25 protein-coding genes are annotated in these 19446 nt (G+C 51.3%); 1 reads left to right on the top strand and 24 read right to left on the bottom strand.

Features of this window, described 5'->3' with window-relative positions:
• Window positions 1-24: 24 nt before the first annotated feature.
• The 19 genes from RB2501_RS10405 to RB2501_RS10315 form a co-directional block, all read right to left on the bottom strand.
• Window positions 25-858 (bottom strand): hypothetical protein, encoded by an 834-nt coding sequence (locus RB2501_RS10405; protein WP_187289163.1) that lies wholly within the window; start codon window positions 856-858, stop codon window positions 25-27.
• A 33-nt stretch (window positions 859-891) separates the two neighbouring features.
• Window positions 892-1275: a hypothetical protein gene (locus RB2501_RS10400; protein WP_148214350.1), complete on the bottom strand. Its 384-nt coding sequence runs from the start codon at window positions 1273-1275 to the stop codon at window positions 892-894.
• Between the two features lie 105 nt (window positions 1276-1380).
• Window positions 1381-1761, bottom strand: coding sequence for a hypothetical protein (locus RB2501_RS10395; RefSeq protein ID WP_015754765.1), 381 nt, complete (start codon window positions 1759-1761; stop codon window positions 1381-1383).
• A gap of 1 nt (window position 1762) precedes the next feature.
• The gene (locus tag RB2501_RS10390; RefSeq protein ID WP_015754764.1) at window positions 1763-3919 is read right to left on the bottom strand and encodes a fibronectin type III domain-containing protein; all 2157 of its coding nucleotides are present in this window, start codon (window positions 3917-3919) and stop codon (window positions 1763-1765) included.
• Window positions 3919-4461: a hypothetical protein gene (locus RB2501_RS10385; RefSeq protein WP_015754763.1), complete on the bottom strand. Its 543-nt coding sequence runs from the start codon at window positions 4459-4461 to the stop codon at window positions 3919-3921. Before RB2501_RS10385 ends, RB2501_RS10390 begins: the two co-directional genes overlap by 1 nt.
• On the bottom strand, window positions 4458-7016 hold the full coding sequence (locus RB2501_RS10380) for an autotransporter outer membrane beta-barrel domain-containing protein (RefSeq protein ID WP_015754762.1): 2559 nt from the start codon (window positions 7014-7016) through the stop codon (window positions 4458-4460). The genes RB2501_RS10385 and RB2501_RS10380 overlap by 4 nt, the downstream gene beginning before the upstream one ends.
• Before the next feature lie 2 nt (window positions 7017-7018).
• Window positions 7019-8101 carry a hypothetical protein gene (locus RB2501_RS10375; protein WP_148214349.1) on the bottom strand — a complete coding sequence of 361 codons (1083 nt, stop codon included), beginning with the start codon at window positions 8099-8101 and terminating at the stop codon, window positions 7019-7021.
• Between the two features lie 4 nt (window positions 8102-8105).
• A complete protein-coding gene (locus RB2501_RS10370) occupies window positions 8106-8351 on the bottom strand; it encodes a hypothetical protein (RefSeq protein WP_015754760.1) in 246 nt (81 codons plus the stop codon).
• 12 nt (window positions 8352-8363) lie between these two features.
• Window positions 8364-8954 carry a lysozyme family protein gene (locus RB2501_RS10365; protein WP_049764859.1) on the bottom strand — a complete coding sequence of 197 codons (591 nt, stop codon included), beginning with the start codon at window positions 8952-8954 and terminating at the stop codon, window positions 8364-8366.
• A 15-nt stretch (window positions 8955-8969) separates the two neighbouring features.
• Entirely contained in the window at window positions 8970-9215 is a 246-nt protein-coding gene (locus tag RB2501_RS16130; protein WP_148214348.1) for a hypothetical protein, read from the bottom strand.
• A 64-nt stretch (window positions 9216-9279) separates the two neighbouring features.
• Window positions 9280-9870: a carboxypeptidase-like regulatory domain-containing protein gene (locus tag RB2501_RS10360; RefSeq protein ID WP_015754756.1), complete on the bottom strand. Its 591-nt coding sequence runs from the start codon at window positions 9868-9870 to the stop codon at window positions 9280-9282.
• Between the two features lie 839 nt (window positions 9871-10709).
• On the bottom strand, window positions 10710-11234 hold the full coding sequence (locus RB2501_RS10350) for a hypothetical protein (protein ID WP_015754754.1): 525 nt from the start codon (window positions 11232-11234) through the stop codon (window positions 10710-10712).
• Window positions 11234-11422 (bottom strand): hypothetical protein, encoded by a 189-nt coding sequence (locus RB2501_RS10345; protein WP_015754753.1) that lies wholly within the window; start codon window positions 11420-11422, stop codon window positions 11234-11236. Before RB2501_RS10345 ends, RB2501_RS10350 begins: the two co-directional genes overlap by 1 nt.
• Window positions 11415-12416: a hypothetical protein gene (locus RB2501_RS10340; RefSeq protein WP_015754752.1), complete on the bottom strand. Its 1002-nt coding sequence runs from the start codon at window positions 12414-12416 to the stop codon at window positions 11415-11417. Before RB2501_RS10340 ends, RB2501_RS10345 begins: the two co-directional genes overlap by 8 nt.
• Window positions 12417-12425: 9 nt before the next feature.
• A complete protein-coding gene (locus RB2501_RS10335) occupies window positions 12426-12761 on the bottom strand; it encodes a hypothetical protein (RefSeq protein ID WP_015754751.1) in 336 nt (111 codons plus the stop codon).
• Window positions 12762-12767: 6 nt separating this feature from the next.
• Window positions 12768-13121, bottom strand: a complete 354-nt coding sequence (locus RB2501_RS10330; protein ID WP_015754750.1) for a hypothetical protein — start codon at window positions 13119-13121, stop codon at window positions 12768-12770.
• An 82-nt stretch (window positions 13122-13203) separates the two neighbouring features.
• On the bottom strand, window positions 13204-13818 hold the full coding sequence (locus tag RB2501_RS10325; RefSeq protein ID WP_015754749.1) for a hypothetical protein: 615 nt from the start codon (window positions 13816-13818) through the stop codon (window positions 13204-13206).
• Window positions 13819-13891: 73 nt separating this feature from the next.
• Window positions 13892-14344 carry a hypothetical protein gene (locus RB2501_RS10320; RefSeq protein WP_015754748.1) on the bottom strand — a complete coding sequence of 151 codons (453 nt, stop codon included), beginning with the start codon at window positions 14342-14344 and terminating at the stop codon, window positions 13892-13894.
• Between the two features lie 4 nt (window positions 14345-14348).
• A complete protein-coding gene (locus RB2501_RS10315) occupies window positions 14349-16139 on the bottom strand; it encodes a hypothetical protein (RefSeq protein ID WP_148214347.1) in 1791 nt (596 codons plus the stop codon).
• Window positions 16140-16400: 261 nt separating this feature from the next.
• On the opposite strand from RB2501_RS10315, the gene RB2501_RS10310 reads away from it, so the two are divergent.
• On the top strand, window positions 16401-16856 hold the full coding sequence (locus tag RB2501_RS10310) for a hypothetical protein (RefSeq protein WP_015754746.1): 456 nt from the start codon (window positions 16401-16403) through the stop codon (window positions 16854-16856).
• Here the strand turns inward: RB2501_RS10310 and RB2501_RS10305 are convergent.
• The 5 genes from RB2501_RS10305 to RB2501_RS16260 form a co-directional block, all read right to left on the bottom strand.
• Window positions 16853-17194, bottom strand: a complete 342-nt coding sequence (locus RB2501_RS10305) for a hypothetical protein (protein ID WP_041327190.1) — start codon at window positions 17192-17194, stop codon at window positions 16853-16855. The genes RB2501_RS10310 and RB2501_RS10305 overlap by 4 nt on opposite strands.
• 69 nt (window positions 17195-17263) lie before the next feature.
• Window positions 17264-18352 (bottom strand): beta clamp domain-containing protein, encoded by a 1089-nt coding sequence (locus RB2501_RS10300; protein WP_015754744.1) that lies wholly within the window; start codon window positions 18350-18352, stop codon window positions 17264-17266.
• A gap of 10 nt (window positions 18353-18362) precedes the next feature.
• Window positions 18363-18782, bottom strand: a complete 420-nt coding sequence (locus RB2501_RS10295; RefSeq protein WP_015754743.1) for a hypothetical protein — start codon at window positions 18780-18782, stop codon at window positions 18363-18365.
• Window position 18783: 1 nt separating this feature from the next.
• On the bottom strand, window positions 18784-19122 hold the full coding sequence (locus RB2501_RS10290; RefSeq protein WP_148214346.1) for a hypothetical protein: 339 nt from the start codon (window positions 19120-19122) through the stop codon (window positions 18784-18786).
• A 50-nt stretch (window positions 19123-19172) separates the two neighbouring features.
• Window positions 19173-19328, bottom strand: a complete 156-nt coding sequence (locus RB2501_RS16260) for a hypothetical protein (RefSeq protein WP_015754741.1) — start codon at window positions 19326-19328, stop codon at window positions 19173-19175.
• Window positions 19329-19446 lie beyond the last annotated feature (118 nt).

The following is a 19446-nucleotide window of genomic DNA, read 5'->3' as shown; positions in this document are numbered from 1 at the left end:
TTTCCATTTTTTTCATGTTTTGGGTTAGATTCGTTCCTTGACAAAGCGTTGGAAATCATACATTTTTCTGCTGAGCATTGCGATCCCTCCATTGACCTCGTGTGGGTTTATCACATCAAAATTGAAGGAGACAAAGAGGAAATCGGTGCCCTGGTTTTCAACTAGCATTACCACGGTCGATTTAATGCCGGCCTGTTCCAGATAGGGTTTTGCACGTCCAACGTACAGGCCAGGAAACTTGGAAACATCCGGGATATAAACAGGGATTTCACTTTGAAGTGCCTCGTTATTGAGCCACGCCCAACCCCGCCAAATGGTGTTTTTTGGCCCTCGAATATCCCCGCCGTCATCCTCATTGTCTGGAAAATCAACCTCTAGGTAAGGTTCCGTACTTAGATAAACTTCAAGCTCCCACTTGCCATCGACTGTAATGGTCTCGCCTCCATTGTGGATGCTGTAATAGTTCACGCCTATACAGTGTTCCATGCTGTATTTGGTATTTAAGGCATGGGTTTCAATTTCCCGCCGGGCATTAAATGCGGCGGCAGCTTTACGTTTTTCTTCTTCCTGGCGGATGCTGTCATTGATAAAGGCAATGCGCCGCTCATTCTCTGCCTGTACCCGGGCAGCTTCCTCGGAAAGAGGACGCTTTTGATAAGCCTCCATCAGCGCATCCTGGAGTAAGTAGGTGGTGCCCACAGCAAGCAATACAATGGTCACCAGAAAGAACCATACGATCTTCCAGGGCCTGGACATTCCCCCGGTAATATTGGAGAATATTCCTACAATTATTTCCTGCCACGAAATTTTCTCTTTGGGGGAAGTCATAAGCAATATTTCAGGGCTCAACACAGCCATAATTTTAGTGTCCGGAATTTGACCTGGACGGAATTAGTTATTGTTTGATTCGGTAATGTTCGGATCGGACGCATTGCGACGTTTGGCCCACTTTTCAAGAAACCATCCAAACAGGCTACTTCCCAAGGCGCCAGTAAGCAAGCTCATTGCCATGTGATAGGTGCCGCTGCCAGCAAGCTGAGGAATAAAGTGCTCAATGACCTTTCCGCTGATTTCATGCAATACCATTAGCACCCCGAAACTTGATGTGATATGAAACAGGATGTTCTGCCAGGTGGGGCGCATAAAGCGCTGCACGCCGTAGCCATCACGCGCATCCCGGGCCTTTGCAAGTATAAATGCCAATAGGCTCACAAGGCCAACTCCAAAGGCAATCAGCATTTCTAGGGTCAGATGACCAAATACAATTTTTCCCATATCAATCAATTTTATTTTGACGCCTGTAATCCAACCATATATCATGTCCTAAAAGACATGCAGTTGCAAGGCTAAAAACAGCGTCTATTGTTAGAAATGCTTCCATCACCAACGCTCTATAATTTCGTATTCAACTTTTTCAATTCGTTTGTGCTCATATTTTGGGTATTGCTCATCCCCTTCAACGATGTACCCGTTTTTGATGTAAAAAGGAATCCGGTATTTCGTTCTCTCGATGTGGTCGGATTGGCAGTTGTAAACAGCGCAGGTTCCGTTTATCCCAAAGGTGGACCAAGTCTTTTTGTAGTAGATATATAGCGTGTCGTTGGCCAATTCTTTCTTGTAGGCCTGTATTTTGGGTTTATCGGTTGCGATAGTAATACCGGGATCATTGGCAAGTGCATTTAAAGCTTCATCAGTTATATCATCACCGGATGACATCTGCCCAAACCCCAAAAACGGAAGCAAAAAGATCAAGTATTTCATATCAGTTCACAATAAATTTTACCGATCCGCCACTGCCTCGGGCGGATGCCAAAAGAAGACTATTGAAGCGAATGCCTCCGACATCGGCGGCCAGCGTAGTGAATGTTCTGTTGAAAGCCGCGATTGCATTTCCGGCGGCGTCCTGCCCCAGAATATTTAGGTTATAGAGCGTTCCCGACATTAGATTCGGTAGGTTGATGCCTGCCCCGATTGTTTGAATATGCCTATCTCGGAAACTGCTATCCGCAACGCTTGTAGTGCCATATCCTGTGGTAAGTCCGTATTCCAGTTGCCCGGTGGCTCCCTCGTCCAGATCCCAGGTTATCCTAGCTGAAGTTTGGGTAATTTGATCGATAACTACATTGGTCACCGTCGGCGGGGTCACATCTCCACCTCCTGCCGTAAAAGGTATTTCGTCGCCATGTAAGGTATTGCGCTCTACCACGTATGCCTCGGCATGATTAGTGGACCCATTTCGTGGGGTGAAAGCGTTAAAAAAGACCTTTTCCATATCGGGGGTGGCATTTGCATAGTGGTTCGTTACCCGATTGCCCCCCGTGGATTTTGTGCCCGTGGCATGGCCGATTGCGTAGAACCGTGCCATGGCATTTACGTTCCGCTCATCGGCACTTTCATCAATAGCCACGGCCCAAATTTTGTTATAGTACATATTGAAATCCCCGGAAGTTCCCGGGTGACCCCCGTTCGTTCCTGTGTCAACGAGAACCCATCCTTGATGCAGATACCAATTCGTTCCAATGTGAGCATTTTCGGGCTTACGGATTGCGCTGGACACCTCAATTAGGTTCAGCGTCTGCCCGGCCCGGGGACCACGAAATGGAGCGAATACAAGGTTTCCTCCCTTTCGGCCAACTATTCCGCAATTCCCTTGCTGAGAAATCCCCAGGTCCGCATGTCCGGTATAGTCTCCATTGCCTGTACCTCCTGCGGTATTGTTCTCGAAATTCCCCAAGTATGCACCCGTTGCCCGATCGTACACGTGAATAGCCGCTCCAGTACCTGACCCCTGGTCGTTGTTAAACATAGCACAGTCCCCCTTCGGACAAACATCAAACTGGCCGTTGCCGATAAGGAAACCCGGCGGCGGGGTAAAAGTGCGTTCCACGGCATCTGCTTCAATGTCATATACAATTCCCTGCGGCTGATCAGAATAAGGATCGCTACTTCCAACTGCATAGGTTTCAACGGCAAAATATTTCATGTCCCAGGAAAACCGGTTTTCCCCGCTCCGCATAATTCCGCTAGTGCCATTACCGGAAACCCGGGGGCTACTGCTGTACACTGTATTGCCGCTTCCGTTCGTATATTTCACCACCGTGTTGACAGCCTCATTGCCTCCCTCATCATCCCAGAATATGGTGTCATTTGCCGCCTGTACATTGAGGGGCACGTAGGTTTCAAAGAAAATATCTACAAGGTCGTAGCTATCATCATCGACCCGGAGCGTCAGGCGATTGGAGCCAAATTCATGGGGGCGCAAATATTGCTTTCTGCTCCCTTCCGGGCCAATCTCCAAAACCCGCTCTTGTTTCGGGTAGCCCATTGAAGCCCCCCGGTCGTTGCCGTCCCGAACCCTGTCGGTAATTTTACGCTCCCGCTGTCCGAAGGGGTTGTCCCACCACGAAAAATCCCCAGGACCCGGCTCTGTCGCCCTGCGAATATTAATCCACGGAGTGTTGTCATAGGTCGTGGTCTCTATGGGGAACAGCCCTGTGCGGGTTATTAGGTGGTTGCTGTAGATGTTGTTGAAGTCGGCATTCGTGGCTCCTGTTGATTTCCATCTGAAAATGTGTCGCTTTCCGTTTTGAAGTCCGTAGGCGGTGACCGTGGTGCCGCTTATGCAATATGTGGGGCTGTTGGCTCCTCCTGCCGGTGTGTTATTTGTGCAATCTTGGGACAGCACCGAGAAGCCTGTCAGGTTTTTAGAAGGCTCATAGTAACCAAACCCATCATCGATCATTTTGTGCTCGATAACATAGCCCGAAGCACCCGCTGGAGCCTCAAAACTAAACACAACGTGATTGATACGCTCAGCATCCACCCGGCCCTGCGACCACGGGCCGTTATACACTATTCCTGTGTACTGCCCGGAAAGTGACAGGGGAAGTAAGGCTAGTATGTAGAGTAGTTGCCGCATTAATTCAGCTTGGTTAATACAATGTTGTCTATTCCGTGGGAGCTTCCAGTAGAAGCCCCAGAGCCATATACCACGCGTATGTCTGGGTTGCTTGCCGTAGCGGTAGCGGTTCGGGTTACCCCATTTTCACTATTAACTGTACCCGTATCCTGGACGTCCCATCCATCCGCAGTGGCCAAAACAATGGTCACGTTTGTCCCGGAACGCTTGTTGACATCCATGACTACCTGTATCTCATCGCCAATTTCAATATTTTGGGTTTGGATTCTGCTTGTTGAACCGGTCCCGGTGGTTCCGTGGGTAACTACCAAGCAATACGTCCCGTTGGTAACGCCGGTTCCCGTATCGCTGCTCCAAGTTGCATTTGCCGAGTCCTGCGTGTTGGCAACCCCGTTGACCTCATTTACTGGGTCGGCGGCGTTCTGGCCATCGTAGATTACACCAGGCCCAGCTCCTTGCTGCATAGCGGCAAGCTTCATTTTGGACTGAGCACTTACCCCGATGCAGGCCAGAAAAAGCAGTATGGAAATAGCCCATTTCATCGCTCGAAATAGAAATAGTCAACGGTGGTGCCGTCGTGTGAAACTTCAAAGTATATGGCCATCTGAGTGGCTGCGGCGAACGCCGTTGTGTTTGGGAGCTGGTTAAATGTCAACCCGGTTCCGGCAAGTGTTGGGGCAGATGCGCGGTTGATGTAAACGGTTAAGGTCTCCCCAGGGTCACAATCGGAAAGGGTGATCGTTCCGGCATCCGCGGTCTCATCATCGTACATCTTCCACCCCTCCATGGTGATTGTGGCAGATGCCACAACTTTTGCGGGAGTTGCATCTGAAATAACTTGTAAATACCCTTCTGGCGGGGCTCCATCAGCATCAGCTTGCGCCTGTGTTTGTATCATTGCCCCGAGAAATGCAGTGCCTGTGAAACCTGGAATTGTAGTGTTGACCTTTCCTTCTACGACCGTGCGAAACGTACCCTTGTCAAGTACCTCGTTGTTGTTGTTAAACGTTGCCTCGTTGTAGACCTCCGGCACAATCGTAGGCACGGCGTTTGGAAAATCAACAGTTCCGTCGCCGTTAAAAATGACCATATCGGTAAGGCCATCCTCTCGGATTATTAGGTCGGAGGTGTCGTCTATATCAACGTATCGCGTAGTAGCAGCCGGAATGCTTTGATTTGCTGTGCCAAGACTTGTGCTTGTTCCGATAGCAACCCAAGAATTTCCATTGTAATAATAGACGGTTTGATTGCTGGTATTATAATACATCCTCCCGTTTGCAGTGGCTGGGGGTGTGCTATTGCTAAAAAGCGTAAATGGGCTCGTAAAGGTCCACCCTGTATTGACCGTATAATTCAATCCCTGACTTACGTTTCCTAGGTCAAGGCGGTAGTCATTCGGGCTAGCCGCGCCAGTCATCCGAAACATTGGCCCGGTTCCAATTTCAATATCGAAGGTCCGGCCAGCCGAATTTACCATAGATAAGTTCCTGTTTTCTGTCAATGAAATATCATTCTGCTCCAAAATATTTCCGGCCATTTCAGACACGTCCTGACCGTCAACAAGGCCTGGAGTTATGATATCTCCACCTACGTTCAAGTCTTGAAGCACATCAACGGAATTGGTGTCCGTCCCGCCCTCAATTGTAAGTGTATTTTCAAAGGCGCCCCCAGAGTTTTCAGTCCTCACAATGATGCCCCGAAGCCCGGTTTGATCAATAAATCCTTCATTGCTGGTCCCGTTGAAGCTGACATTGTTGCTTCCGAAATCCATGTTGAAGGCCCCGGTTCCGACCTTGACCGATCCATTGTTCCAGGTCAGGCGGCCATCCCCTTCAATACCACCGTCATTTCCCCGGAATATTGGAATTCGGTTGTCAACGGTTGATCCAAACTCAGAGGCGTTGATGTACGTCAGGGTTTGGTCGGCTACCAAGGCATCCAGTTCGGCGAAAGTGTCCAGTTCAGACTTCGTTGGGAATCCACTTCCTCCACCGTCATTGGAAATGTAATATCCCCCCTGAACAACATGACCTGAAAGCCCGTTAAACAGAAGTTGTGAAGAGGCGAGACCCACCGCATCATAAACCGAAATCGACCCGGCATAGGCGCCCTGGTTGTTGATGTCGTAAACGGTGTTTGTAGTCAAATCCCCTGCTACCCGGTGGTAATCGGAAATCGTCACCCCGGCCGAGTTTAGCCCTCCGGTTGTGTTGTCGATGTAAATCATGTCCCCCGTGGCCGCGCCGGAAGTGGGAAGGTCGTACACGGTGTTATTGTGCATCTTCATTCCCGCCACGGAATAGACATGAATTGCTCCAGCCGTGGGAATCTCGAATAGGTTCCCCGACACCTCATTTCCTGAAAGCCAAAATGCGGCAGCCGTAGTTTCGATATGGATTACTTCGGCGGTCGGACTTCCGTTGGTTTGGAACGTGTTGTTGATAAAACGGTTTTCGTTGAAATTCTCGGCAGTCACCACAACATCCACCATGGGCACGGTGTGGTTCGGGCCGGTCTCAAAATAGCAATGCTCGATTACCATGTCGTACACTCCTACGGCCCCACGAACATATACCTGGGACTTCCCAGTATTCAGAGCGGAGAGTTTGGTATTGCGAACCGAGAAATTGAAGGTATTGTCGGTAAAGGTCAGGATGTGCCCTGCCGTTGAGCTTATCGATCCCAGCTCGATGTGTGTATTCGTCCCGTCAATCACCAGGACATCCGAAGTGTTATTGGTAAGCGTCCCTGGTCCCTCCAGCCTTTGATTGTCGCCCAAAGTGATAGCAGATGTCGTGATAACATTCCCAAGCAAATAGGCGGCGTTGTAGGTTGCTAGTGCTGTATTAATTGCCGCTGTGTTGTCGGTTACTCCATCTCCAACTACAATGGCATCGGCAGGAAATGCCCCTGATCCTCCGCCCAGCCCTGAAAGGTCCGCAGTTCGAAGTATGTCATTTTCAATCTGGAGATTCAAGTCCGTTCCCGAAACTTCAAAGGTTGTAACCTTTTGCCGGTCACCGGCCGAAATTCGAGTCTGGCCACAAAGGGTCGCCGTAAAAGTGAAAAAAGCGAGAATTGCAAAAATCCGTTTCATCTCTAATCTGTTGTTATATAGGTTCCTGAGAGGAAAATGCTGCCGCCGGAAAATGTGGCTCCAGCAACCGTACTATTTAAGTCATCGTCCAAGGCCTGTTGATAGATAAAAGTCCAGTTGGATGCCCCACTGGTGCGCACAACCATAGAGTAAAAAGTGACAGGGAAATTACTGCCGCTTGGGACGTAGTTATAGCCCCCTGAGTTGATATCTACAGTCGGCATATCGGAGCCTGATATATCGAGTTCCAGGACTCCAGTAGTTGAACCGGAAATGCCGCCGAGCGAAATCTTAAAAGTGACCAGCTTTCCGACTTTGTACCAGCGATAATTCACGCTACTGATGGTGTGAGATCCCGAGGTGGCTCCGTTGAGGGTGATTCCTGTTGTTCCATTACCGGAATCAACAAAACTGACATCGGCCTCCGCAATGGTTCCGTCCTGAATCTTGGCTGAAGTAACTGCATTATCGTTGAGGGTCAGGGTGGTTCCCGCTCCCCCTACAGTAACGCTGCCTTTGTCGCCGTCCGGTCCGAGGGTATTAAGGTCCGTGAAAGCGGCAGTAAGGTCTGTTAGGCCATTGCGGGTGATGGTCAGGGTTTTGCTTCCCGTGCCGGTGACAGACGCCCCGGTTGCATAGAAATCTGTTGCCGCGCTACCGTCCGTGGGAAATTCCAGGCGGATTACTCCCGGGTCCGGCGGAGCCAGGGCATCAAGTGCCGCTCCTGTACCGGTAGCTATTTCAATTACTTGGTCCGGGCTCAGAGTGGAAATGTCCACCTTTTGAGCCAGCGCATCAAAAATTGCATTGTTTTCGACCGGGTTGGTACTCCCATCGGTTATGGCCGCATCTACCGTTACGCCGCTACCGGATAAGGCGAGCTGGGCGGCGAGCTCGGCGTATGTGATTTCAGCACTTACCTTATTGGCGTCCAACAATAGAAAAACCGAGCTGGCATCTACAGTGCTGACATCCGTGTTGCCAAGAACTTTAATCCCGTTGTTAAAGGTTTTCGCCTTGGGCTGTGCGGAAGTGCACCCGATAACGATAATGATGGCCAGAGCCGTAAGAATAAGTCGTTTCATAGTGTTATACATCTGGATAGGCATCTCTTTCGATAAAATCAGGGATGTCGTAATTTGCAGGATCAGTCTTAGCACCGCCCCTATACTTGGCCCATCCCGTCAAATAGTTCGTTCCAATGGGGCCTTGGCTCCAATCGTTTACTTCCTCCCCCCGCTGATCTATATTGCCGGCGGCTTCATTTTTCATTATCAGCCTCCCTTCCCGGGTAAAGAGGGTGCGATCTGCATTGAGTCTTTTAAGTCCTACCATTACAAGTCTCTTTTATTTAGGTTTCCGGCGGCTGGCCAGCCATAGCACAATACCCCCAACGGCCAGCACACTCAAAAAAAAACTGCTCTGTCCCACCAGGTATTTGGCATAAGCCAAAGGCACCTTACTCAATAGCACAGATTTAATCTTCCCTACCCGGACAACCCCGCTTTCGGCAAACACCGGGTTTTGCTCCGCAATCTTTGATGCTGATATCCCCGGGGCGCTTAGCACCCACGAATCGGGTTTGCCGATGGCAGCTGGAAAAAAGGTTGCGAGATACAAATCCACAAATCCCCGAATCCGCTGCTTGTAGGGCCGGTAATATTTCTCAACAAAATCCAGCTGCTCGGTAAAGCTCATGGCGGCCAGCTGTGTCGTGGAAGTGCCGAGACTGGAGGCGGTAGCCGGCATAAATTGAATCAGGCCTGTAGCGCCGCTAAAAGGGTTTTTGATGCTCGTAGAAAACGTGCCCGCAGTCTCAAAATTGATCACTGCCATGAGCCAGTTCGGGCTAATGCCCAAAGAGGACGCCACGGACCGAATCTTTGCGATAATGGCCTCGCGGTTTTCTCTTGGCAGTTTGTCCTGAAAAATGAGCATTTTGATTTACTGGTTTTATGCGGCGATCCTGCGGAGCGCCTGGCTGTATTTAGAGCTTAATTCTGCGGGCATACTACTTACTCCGCCCGGGTAATATTTTAGGCCTGTGTACAGGGTTTTGATCTCAGAATTGGAAAGCCCGGACACGTCCGCGTTCTCTCCTAAGGAGCGCCTGACAAAACTGCGTCGGCGGCTATTTTCCTGGCGGATCACATGCAGGGCGCCGAGGCCGATTACTGCGAGAATCAATACTTTTTTCATGTCGTCATTTTTGGCGGTGCGATCCCCCCGGGGATTTTGCCGGGGTGATATCTCACCTGTTTCTTTACTGTTGCTTCAGCTGCCTGGCGGCACCAGCTGTATTGCGAGAAGCCCGGGCGCGTTTGGCGGGTGTTTTTGCGCTTGCCTGGTCCGAGGCTTTGGCTGCCCGGCCCATTACAGCCCCTCCTACAAATAGCCCGGCCAGGATAATTCCTCCCAAGGCCAGGGGGCTGTCCTTTATCTGATCCCAAAAACTGAGTTTGGGAGTGGCGGCAGGTAGGTTGCCGATAGTGTTTTGAAACTGGCTGGAATAGTTTGGCACCACATTATCCAGTCCGGATGTCACGTTAAAGGGTTCCGTCCTGCGAGGCGACGGCGTACCGGATCGGGGGGTCAACACCACTTCATTAAGTTCTGTGACATCCTCCCGAAGGATGAAAGTCGTAAGAGAGTCCTGAGGGGTCACAACAAAGGTGACAGGCTTGAATCCAACATAGCTGATCTTGAACTGTGCTCCGCTGGTTTCAAAAAACTGGAAATAGCCGTCGATATCGGTGATCACTCCCCGAAGTGGAAGGCCTGTGCTTACAATGTTGGCCCCTACAAGCGGCTGGCCATACACATCGGTTACTCGTGCTCTAAAATTGACTTCCATAACAGTTTCAAATTTTGGCCTTTACAGGGCGTTTGCTTTTTTTTATGCGGCCTGCAATGAGGCCAAGCGCTACCAGCCCGAGCAGCCACCCGCCCGCCTTGGATATTCCAAAGGAATTGGCGACAGGTGTACTTGTGGTTGGTGTTTGCGTCCCGGGTGTTTGTCCGGTCGGCTGCGCTGTAGTGGTCGGGGTATTGCCCCCCTGGCCTCCACTTGATGATGTAGACCGCGAGGAGCCTCCTGCGGATGATGAGCCGGACGAACTTGAAGACCGGCTGCCGGTTGTGGTTGTAGAGGATCCCGTATTAATGGTTGGGGTCCTGGGAGCGGGCGCGGGGTTCTGAGCGCTGTTTGAACTCGATGGATTTCCGGTTGGGGCCGGAAGGACAGTCCCGTCCGATGTTACCACTGCCCCATCTACAATATCCACAATGTCCAGCTCGTCCAAATTGACCGCGGAAGGGTCAATCGGAGTGGGCTTTGGCGTAGGCCTATTTATCGGCACAGGTTTAGGCAACAACGTTTCAAACGTGCGATAGTTCGGGTCGTCTGCCCTGTCTCCGAACTCCGTTCTTTTTGGGATGTCGGCCTTTGGAACAGTTGTAGTCGTGGATGTGCTCCGGGTGGAGGAGCGTACCGGCGATGACGGCAGAGGAGTCGGAACAGGTTGCAAATCCAACTCCTTTACCCGGACCTCTTTGATGTCTGGGCTGGCGGTAAGGGTTTTGGGCATAACCACCCCCTCACAGTAGCAATCATAGAAGGTATTTGAATATTTCCCGATTACCCCGCGCGCTTCCAAATCTCTTTCAAGTTCACTTTGTGTCATGGCTTAATTTTTAAAATACCCCTGGTATGATTTGGCGCAGCTCAGCCAACTGGCTGTCACTGGCCTCCTTGCTGATCCACTGCGAGAGGGAAAGCTTTTCGCCTCCGAGGATGGCAATGGATTCTTCCCCGGTAAAAATGCTGCGGCGGGGTGTTCCAAATTCTTTGCTGATCAGGTTAAAGTCGTGGGCGTTTTTGCCTGCCAGAGCTGCTTTCATGCGCAGGAAATCATTACTACCCATCCCGCCAAACCCATCCATTGCGGACAGGAGTGTGGCGGCAATTGTTTTGGCTTGGGTGTTGGTAATAGTCGCCCCCTGGCTTACCTGCCCTGGGTTCTGCGTGGTGGTGCCTCCTCCTCCGGCCCCCGGATCATCCGAAAGGTCGAGCGTATTGCTCAGGCCTCGCAAAGCCTTAATCAGGTAGTAACCGCCGATAAGCCCGCCGACGATTAGAATAACCGGCATAGGGTTTGTTGCCGCGGCCTTGGCCCGGCGGTCGATGGTGGCTTTTACTTTGTCAATGGTCGTTTCCATTAAATCATCATTTTAAGCCCAGCGAATTTCACGTTACTTGAGAGGTAGCCACGTGCTTTTTTGCTGCCGAGCAGCGTGTCCAGATTCATAAGTTCGGTGTCCGATAACTCATTGATGGCCCGCATAAGCTTTTCCCGCTTCATGTTGGCCACGGGACTGGTCTGCCTTATTTTAATTGTATCAGCCATGGTGTTTCTGAATTACCTGATTGATCTCGGTGATAAATTCGTTGTTGCTTGATGCAAGGGCGATAATATATTCTAGGGTCCGGGCAAGCTGATCATCCACCGCCGGGTCCAGGATGTAAGTGATCAGGCTGCGTTTAGCCTCGGAGGCCGTCCCATCACCCGGGGCGCCTACTCCACCAGCGCTGTTTTGTCCGCCGGCTTTGGAGAGCACGGCGGCCAGTGCCGGTCCGGCGGTTTCCACCAGCTTTTGAAATCCTGGGCTTTCAAAAAAGCTTTGCCGCTCTAGTTTGCTTTCCAAAAGGGCAAGGGTTTTTTCCTTTTCAGCGGTTTCTTTATCTGATGTCAGCTGGCGATTGTCGATAATGAGCTTCTCATTTTCAATGCGCAGCTTGTCCCGTTCTTCCTTATACTCGTCCGCTCGGTCGGCTTTCTTTTTCAGGTCAATAAATTCGGGCAGGCCGAGGCCAGCAGCTGCCGCTGCCGACATCAGTCCGCCTCCGCTCTGCATAATAGCCGCGCCCATGCCGTAGGGCACGGGATAGGCATTGCCGTTCGAATGATGGTTCTGATTCATGGTGTTGTGGTTTTGTGAAGTTGGGTGCTGCACGGCTCCTTGATAGCCCCCGGATGCCGGCCCTCGGTGGTGCTCGAGCACCGGCGTTTTAGCCCCCTTCATGGAGAGCATGGCTAGGCGCGCAGACACATCAAAAGTCTCATCCGAATACCCCGGGACCCGGCCCTCACCCTGGGCGGATTTCTGCCGGAAATAAACCGTTGCACGGGATATATCATTATCCTGGATCACAGAATCCACCCACTCGGCTACGGAAGCGTGGGAGCGCAGCACGTCATCGAGAAAAAACCAACTTGGGTTTTCTGCGCCGCCTCCCTTGACAAATTCCAGGGTATCGGCATTTTCAATGCGCAGGTACCGCTTGGAATTTTTGGAGAGAAAGGACTCCCATCGTTTAATTTCTTCATTAAATGCTGCCATGGGTGATAATTAACAAGTGGCTTTTAGCGCGGTGAGTTCAGCCGGGGAGTACGCCGCCCCGGTAAGCGGATTGACCAGCGGGCCGCTGACTGTCACATAGGATATGCGCACGCGATCTGTTTTCCCCGCCTCGCTCTTAAACTTGATCGAAAAGGGGCTTTGGATGACCACATTGGGCACATCCACCGCGTAACTTTCCCCAGGGAGCACTTCCAGGTCGTTGATCAGCACAGCAGTCTGCCCTTCATTGTAGAAGGTGGGAGCAAGCATCCCTCCGTCTACTTTAAAGCTGTTCTGGCTCGTGTAGACGATCCGCGAGGCTACATTTCCTACGAATAAACTCATAGCGGTTTAGTCTCGCAGGATTACAAAAAGCACCTGAATGGTCAGGTCAGCAGCCAGGTTGGCGGCTGATGCCAAGCGAACCGTTACATTGCGGTTACAGTCAAAGGACCGGTTGCGCAGCGTTCCGAGCCAGGGGCCTCCGTTGGTGCGCACAGAAAAGCGGTAATCACTTGCCTTGACCACTTCGCTGCCCCCGTCCAGAACGGACAGGTTCACGATCTGAGTGGGGTCCGCACCGGCGCTTATAACTCCCATGCCGACGCATTTACCGGCGGGCAGTTTAATACTTTCCTCGGTGATGGATTGACCCGCGATGATTGTCAGGTCAACAATTTCTTCTTCTAAATCTGATACTTCCATGATTTTGTGTTGTTATGGGTAGCAAAAAAGCCCTGCCTTTTCGATAGGCAAGGCTTTTGCTACTGAGGTTGTTTTAAATGGCTTAGGAAATGGCCGTTTTCTTTGTGGTCAGCGCATCCAGGCTGACGTAAATAAACGGCGTGGTACCGGCCCCGGCGGCGGGCATGGCCGCCCCTGTGGCAAAGTGCAGGTTGATTTGCACGTCCCGCTCGTCGGCCAAAAGGCGCAAGCTCGACAGGTCTGCGTACTGATCCCCTGCTTTGGTTTCCACCCCGGATCCGTCACCAGCTACAATGCTGCGAACACTCCGGCGAAGCACCTGGCGCCCCTCCTGGCTAATGACGATCTCTGCATTGAGCAGCACTGCCGGTATAGCGTCGCTGTAATCAATGGTGCCGGCTCCGGCTCCGTCATTGCCCGTGCCGTAGTGAACGGTCAGGCGATTAAACACGGCGGCCCGGTTCTGATTCATCCGACCGTCGCTGTCAAAGGAACAGACCCCATCCAATTGCTTGGTGTTGCTGTCAATGAGTTTGACAATGCCAGATGCCCCGTCGATCTGCTTTTTCACAAACAGTTCGTTCGGCTCCAGGCCCAGTTTGCCATCGTTAATGGCGTTTTGCAGGGATGTACTCAACAGAGCTGCCACTGCGAGGATAAAGTTGAGGGCGGTTTTGTGCCCGAGTAAATTGTCCATCTTTTTATTTTTTGATGTTCTACAATTGTTTTACTCGTGCACTTGATGGGTCGTTTTGGAAATCAGATAAACCTTACACGGCCCCGAGGGGTACGCGCTTCTGGTTGTAGGGGCCGGCCAATGCGGGTTGAGCCGCGTGGGCGGTCGGAGTGTGTGGCTCCAGCCCCGGGTAAAAGTTGTCTGCACTGCCCAGACCGGCGGCCCGGGAGACAAACTCCTTGATTTTTGAGGGTTCCCCTGAGGAAACATACCCCTGGATGGTCGGCGCCAGGGCCTCCTGTGCGGCTTCCAGGCCCTGAACTACGGCCATGCCGAGCAGTGCACCCTGGGCGATCTGGGCTCCGGTGTCTTTGCCTTTGATCGCGACGGCCCCTGCCAGAGAAACAGCGGCAACGCCGATTTTGGTTAATTTTCCGGCAGGTAGCAGCCCTACAACACCCTTGGATGCTGCCCCGCCCACAATAGCGCCGCCAACGACCAATCCTTTGTCGGCAATGCTTTTTACTGATGGTGTTTGAACTTTCATCGTGTTACGATTTAGAATTAGAATTGTTTTTGAAATACATGGCTCCGAGTGCTACCGCTCCTACGAGTAAGAGGGCGCCGGTACCGAAACCTGCTTTTTGAGGTTGATCGTTGGTGAAATTTCTGTTGGTACTTGAGTTATTTGCGGGGATAGTAAGCTGACCATCAATGTAGACGTTCCCCAACGGGTCTACATAAGTCGATGAATTCGTATTACGGGCCACCGGAGTAGACGGTGTGACCTGGCTGCCAGCGTTATTGATCAGCACCTTGTATTGCGGAACTTCGTAGGTGAGCGAATGCCGCCCGGTGTGCTCCTCGGGCGGATAGGTGCGTTTAACCGCGAGTGTGCTTTGAACTACATGGCCTGCTCCTTCGATGGCGCTTTTTTGCGCAGTGCGGAGCTCAGATGCCAGCCCATCCAGGGAGCCGATCAGAAGTTTGAGCCCGTCCTTGGTACAATCCTTGGCAGACGATCCGAGCCAGTGGCGTTCGGTGCTGCGCACCCCGTAAAATTTAATCCAGAAATCGTTGATGGCCTTTTCAAGTCCCACAAGCGGTGTATTGAGCGCCTGGGAAAACCAGTTGCGGATTTTATCCGCTTCCTGGGTGAAAACTTCTTCCGCCTTGGTAGGGTTCCAAGTAGCCCCCCAACACTTAAAATTGAAGCCGTTGGCGAATACCGCCCCGAAAGTCTTGTCCCAGATTTCGGTGGGCACAATCGAGGTGATGAGTCCCCCGGCCTGCTGTAGGGCTCCGGATGTGTTGGAAATCCCCTCTACAATTCCGGTATTGCTACGTCCGCTCGATGTGCGGCCCGTCGGTAAGAGTTGGGAAATCAGGCCGACTTCAACCCCTGTGATGCCAAGCCCGGAGGCGCGGGGAGATAATAGGTCGGCAATGGTAGGCTCCCCCTCCCCTTTCCGGATGGACTCAGAAAGCCGCTTCATAGCGGCCTCGGAGGCCGCGCGCGGCAAGCCCTTGGCCTCAAGTTCGAAAAGGAATTTTTTGAAATTTTCGACCGCCGCGGAAAAGCGTTGCTGCTCAGTGGCGCCGAGGCCAGCTGCCAGGGCCAGGCGGACAATGGGTTGTTCTACAAGTTGGGATGGCGTTTTGGTGGGCGCCTGGTAGGTAGTATCCTGTGTGACGGGTTCCTTTTTCAGCTTGGGCGTGCACGAACACGCGGCCAGGCCCGGGGCCTGCAATCCGTAGTGGGGAAGTGAAACCTTTGTCATAGGTGTGTCGTTTTTCTCTGTGTATGTGACCTCAGTATTGTTGTGCAAGGTTGCGTCAATAACGTAGTGCCCAGCCCTGAGGTCCATGCTGTCCTGATCTTTTGGAACCACTACATATACGTGGGTCCATAGCTCCGGATTTAAACCCGGTTGGCGTACTTTGCGGAAATAGTGTTTGATCCCAAGGTTCTGCAAAATCGTACTGGCAAAAATGCTGTAGCTTTTGCAGTCAGTCCCCTCCCCTCGTGTGGCCCAGCTGCATGCAGGGCTTTTAAGGTGCTGGCGTTCTCCGTCAAGTTCGTATTGAATATGACTGTAGAGGAACTTGTAAATTGCCTGGCACGTCTGAGAGAGTGGCATCCCGGAGAAATGACCAAGGGCAAGTTTTCGGGTCTGGTCTTTAAACCGATACGCCCATTTTTTCATTTGGGCCACGGTAAAGTACGTGTCGCTCTTGCCTAAAAAAGTGGGTTGGCAGGCTGACGTTTCAAACAATGAATCGAAACCCGTGCCCGCGGCAACCTTCCTTTTGGCCATAAAATTTACATCCGCGTATTCCATGTGCTATTTCAATGATCATGGTTTTTGGAAGGGCCGGGGGATGACCTAACCCCCGGCGTCTGGTTTCCAAAACTTCATCAAGTACAGATGAGTTGCAGCAAATATTGGATAAGTCTAGCGCGAGGTTCGGGCCTTGGCTCGCTGACAATAGTATTTTTCCGGATGTGCTGCGTGTTTTCCGAAATAGGAAGTATAAAAGATGAATAACGAAAGGGACTTCTTACATAAATTTGAAGCATCAAGTAACCTATACCTTCAAATATGCTCGTTTTCACCAGCTATCGCACTTCGAAGAAAAGGCTTCTAAGCAAAATAAGGCCCTTCTCGCGCGACGAGTTCTCCAAAATCATCAACCCGATCATTGCCCAGTCCCGGGGTATCCCCCTTGAAAAGGCCAAACACCAGAATTACCTGCAAAGCAATGAAGTAGTGGCCTTTCTAAAGGAAATCGGGGAGCCCCTGGAACAATACGGAAAACAGGTGGACCTGGGCGGCGGCGGCGTCAACAAAATGGACTTGGCGGCCAAACTCCCCTATCTGAGCTATAAAGTGCTTACCGCCGCGCTTTGGAAGATAATGGCCGAAAACCGAAACACCACCCAAAAGGCGGTATCTCGCAAAGAAATTGTGCGGCCAAAAGAGGTTAGGGCACTCCTGATTAAAATAGGAGAGGTGGGGGTGCCGGCAAGGCCGTTTCGCTCCGTTCCACTCCTTTAGAACGCTTTAGTCTCCAGCCCCATTGATTTTGCGTAGTCGATGATCTCAGATAGCTGCTGCCATGTCATTTGTCCGATAAGATCCCGCACAATTAGGGCGCGATCTCGGTAATAATAAGTGCTTTCAATGGCCTGGATGTCCCGGGCCAAGTTCTTGTCATAGGATAGCCATTCTTTGATTTTTCTACGGGAGCGCCGTGCAAAAGAGTGATCAAACCGGCCAAGCTTTCTGCTGATGTCGGGCGCCGAAGCAATCTTTTGATCCAGGGCCAGATAGCAGAAAATGAACTGGTAGTATATGATCCGCTGCACACGGGTTTTCTCCCTGAGCTCGTCCATGGGGATTCGGGAGTAATCTGATATGACTTGCAAGAGTTCTTCCATAGTGCTTGGCGGTGGTCAAGCCCCCTACATAGAGGGCATTACCAGCATTTTCGTGTTTTCAGTGTCAATAAATGTAGCGGTGTTGGCCGCCTGAAATTCCAATTTGACCCGCTCCTCTTCCACAACGGAAAGCGCCAGTTGCAGCGTTGCGATCTGGTACCGCACCTTAACAGCTGACCCCGTAAGCTCCGCCGGTACGATCTCCTGGCCGCGGGTCGCATAGGCCTCGTCCTCGATTTTAAGGGTTGTCCGGTCCTTTTTCATGTCGAAGTCAGCGATGGCAAATCGGCTTTGGCAGGCCGAGAGCAGCCGGGAGAGCTTGGTTTTGAGTTCTTCCGTGTTGGCCTCCCATCCGTGTTGAACCCTATCTTTGGAGAATAGCAGTTGGTACTGCGGGGGCTTCCATTCGGGTTGCCGCACGTGCACCGCAATGTTGTCACCGGTTATGAGCAGCATATTTTTAGCCTCGGAAAGTTTTATTTTCTCAGAAGTGAACGCCCCGCTGGCCAGGTAGGTGGCCGCTTTGGTTGTCACCATCATCATAAATTTCTTTTTCGCCTTAGTGATCTGCCGCTTAAACAAAAGGTGGCGGGTCATGGCCATCACTTCCAGGTACCCGCTTTCGGCATCCAAAATGATGTTTTGAAAGCCCGAGAGTTCGTCGGTTTGATCTGTAAATCGGGTGGCTGTTTTAAGGGTTTGTAAGAAATGGGCGGCCTCCAATTCGATCTTCTCCTCCCATGGGTGTTCTGCGATCCGCGGGAAATCATCCGGGGGCAGTCCCGGGAGCTTGTAATCTGCATCCCCACATACGATTTCGGCATTTTGAATAACCCCATCCGATTCAATAGTGATCGATACCGGAGCGTCCGGGAGGTTTTTCAAGATAGAAGACAGGGTGTTGTGAGGAATGCAGGTGATGGATCCTGGTTTGCATTTGGCCTCAAAAAGGACACTCGCGGTGGTTTCCAGATTCGAGGCCGTCATAAAGACGTGGCCTTTTTGGGTTTCAACCTTCACGTGGCTGAGAACGGGCAGGGTGTTGTTGATCAGGCCGCTAAGCCGATTGAGTTGGCCCAAGAGGGCGCGGGAGTTGATTTCAATGGTTGACATGTGGTGTGATTTAAGCGATTACTTGATATTTTTCGGCTAGGGCTTCCAGGTCCTCAATGGGGATTCGGTGCAAATTTTCAGAAATAGCCTCCAGGGCCATCTGCGTGCGCATATTGTCCAAATGTGGAAGTAGTTCAAAATCCGTAGTTGCTCCCGCATATTCTTCACAGCACGAAAGGGATTTTCTGGCTTCGGAAAGAAATTGAATTCCATTTTCAAGGTGATCCAATACTGAAATAGCATCGGATTTAACTTCCTCATGAGCCGATTCTGCATCATCCCTCGACTTGTCGGAGTATGCGGCTATTTTTTGGATGGCCAGCAAAAGTGTTTGGAGTCCATCTTTTGCATAATTAAAATGCCTGTTAGCATCAAGAAGTTCGCCGTCCATAATTTCTTGCATGTCTTTCAATTCTAATAAATTGCTCATTTCAAAGGTGTTTTACTTGATTTATATTGTGGGGCTCTTTTAGGCCCCGATCTAATGGTTCAATGATCCGAGCTGCCACCGCCCTTTGCAGGGTGGTCATATACCCCTGGGTGGTGCTCAGCGCCTCCAAGAGGATCACGGCGTGGTGCGCCGAAAGGGTCATCCGGCGGGTGCGCCGAGAAATTTCATCGGGCCGCATGAGAAATACCGTAAGCCCATAGGCCCGATGTTGGATTTTTGCCGACAGTTCCAGTGCTAGACTGCGAAATACGATTTCCTTCCGGTCCGTCCCGTCGAAATCTGTGGGACTGGCCAGATAAAGCAAAAGTGCGTCGTACATGACCCGGAAACAGTCTATGCTGATCTTTGTAAGCTGTATCTCCCTGAGGTTCATCGGTTATAATATGGTGGCAGCAATAGCGCGCCGGATTCATCATTTTGCCGGAGTTCGAGGGTGTGAAACTTGCCGCGGTAATGGCTTTTCATTATGCGGCCAAGCATCATCTGAAATACGCCCTCCGGGCCTTTTTTGTCCTCTTTCAGCATCGAGTACCAAACTGGGTTTAGGGGTTCGCCCTTAAAATTCGTCCGGGTGTGATATCCCTTTCGAAGATTAATCACCAGTTTGAAAGAACTACAATGCCTGCATATCCCTTTTTTTTCA

The sequence above is a fragment of the Robiginitalea biformata HTCC2501 genome (assembly GCF_000024125.1).
GTDB lineage: Bacteria > Bacteroidota > Bacteroidia > Flavobacteriales > Flavobacteriaceae > Robiginitalea > Robiginitalea biformata.
Note: the sequence above shows the minus strand (reverse complement) of the source record. Positions and strands in the feature narration are given on the sequence as shown.

Coding starts and splice junctions, on each gene's coding strand:
- RB2501_RS10340 (WP_015754752.1), bottom strand. CDS start 12,416: ATGGCAGCATTTAATGAAGAAATTAAACGATGGGAGTCCTTTCTCTCC.
- RB2501_RS10305 (WP_041327190.1), bottom strand. CDS start 17,194: ATGGACGAGCTCAGGGAGAAAACCCGTGTGCAGCGGATCATATACTAC.
- RB2501_RS10315 (WP_148214347.1), bottom strand. CDS start 16,139: ATGGAATACGCGGATGTAAATTTTATGGCCAAAAGGAAGGTTGCCGCG.
- RB2501_RS10320 (WP_015754748.1), bottom strand. CDS start 14,344: ATGAAAGTTCAAACACCATCAGTAAAAAGCATTGCCGACAAAGGATTG.
- RB2501_RS10330 (WP_015754750.1), bottom strand. CDS start 13,121: ATGGAAGTATCAGATTTAGAAGAAGAAATTGTTGACCTGACAATCATC.
- RB2501_RS10290 (WP_148214346.1), bottom strand. CDS start 19,122: ATGTACGACGCACTTTTGCTTTATCTGGCCAGTCCCACAGATTTCGAC.
- RB2501_RS10325 (WP_015754749.1), bottom strand. CDS start 13,818: ATGGACAATTTACTCGGGCACAAAACCGCCCTCAACTTTATCCTCGCA.
- RB2501_RS10390 (WP_015754764.1), bottom strand. CDS start 3,919: ATGCGGCAACTACTCTACATACTAGCCTTACTTCCCCTGTCACTTTCC.
- RB2501_RS10365 (WP_049764859.1), bottom strand. CDS start 8,954: ATGCTCATTTTTCAGGACAAACTGCCAAGAGAAAACCGCGAGGCCATT.
- RB2501_RS10295 (WP_015754743.1), bottom strand. CDS start 18,782: ATGAGCAATTTATTAGAATTGAAAGACATGCAAGAAATTATGGACGGC.
- RB2501_RS10335 (WP_015754751.1), bottom strand. CDS start 12,761: ATGAGTTTATTCGTAGGAAATGTAGCCTCGCGGATCGTCTACACGAGC.
- RB2501_RS16130 (WP_148214348.1), bottom strand. CDS start 9,215: ATGAAAAAAGTATTGATTCTCGCAGTAATCGGCCTCGGCGCCCTGCAT.
- RB2501_RS10360 (WP_015754756.1), bottom strand. CDS start 9,870: ATGGAAGTCAATTTTAGAGCACGAGTAACCGATGTGTATGGCCAGCCG.
- RB2501_RS10310 (WP_015754746.1), top strand. CDS start 16,401: ATGCTCGTTTTCACCAGCTATCGCACTTCGAAGAAAAGGCTTCTAAGC.
- RB2501_RS10350 (WP_015754754.1), bottom strand. CDS start 11,234: ATGGAAACGACCATTGACAAAGTAAAAGCCACCATCGACCGCCGGGCC.
- RB2501_RS10300 (WP_015754744.1), bottom strand. CDS start 18,352: ATGTCAACCATTGAAATCAACTCCCGCGCCCTCTTGGGCCAACTCAAT.
- RB2501_RS10370 (WP_015754760.1), bottom strand. CDS start 8,351: ATGGTAGGACTTAAAAGACTCAATGCAGATCGCACCCTCTTTACCCGG.
- RB2501_RS10395 (WP_015754765.1), bottom strand. CDS start 1,761: ATGAAATACTTGATCTTTTTGCTTCCGTTTTTGGGGTTTGGGCAGATG.
- RB2501_RS10400 (WP_148214350.1), bottom strand. CDS start 1,275: ATGGGAAAAATTGTATTTGGTCATCTGACCCTAGAAATGCTGATTGCC.
- RB2501_RS10380 (WP_015754762.1), bottom strand. CDS start 7,016: ATGAAACGGATTTTTGCAATTCTCGCTTTTTTCACTTTTACGGCGACC.
- RB2501_RS10385 (WP_015754763.1), bottom strand. CDS start 4,461: ATGAAATGGGCTATTTCCATACTGCTTTTTCTGGCCTGCATCGGGGTA.
- RB2501_RS10345 (WP_015754753.1), bottom strand. CDS start 11,422: ATGGCTGATACAATTAAAATAAGGCAGACCAGTCCCGTGGCCAACATG.
- RB2501_RS10375 (WP_148214349.1), bottom strand. CDS start 8,101: ATGAAACGACTTATTCTTACGGCTCTGGCCATCATTATCGTTATCGGG.
- RB2501_RS16260 (WP_015754741.1), bottom strand. CDS start 19,328: ATGCTGAAAGAGGACAAAAAAGGCCCGGAGGGCGTATTTCAGATGATG.
- RB2501_RS10405 (WP_187289163.1), bottom strand. CDS start 858: ATGGCTGTGTTGAGCCCTGAAATATTGCTTATGACTTCCCCCAAAGAG.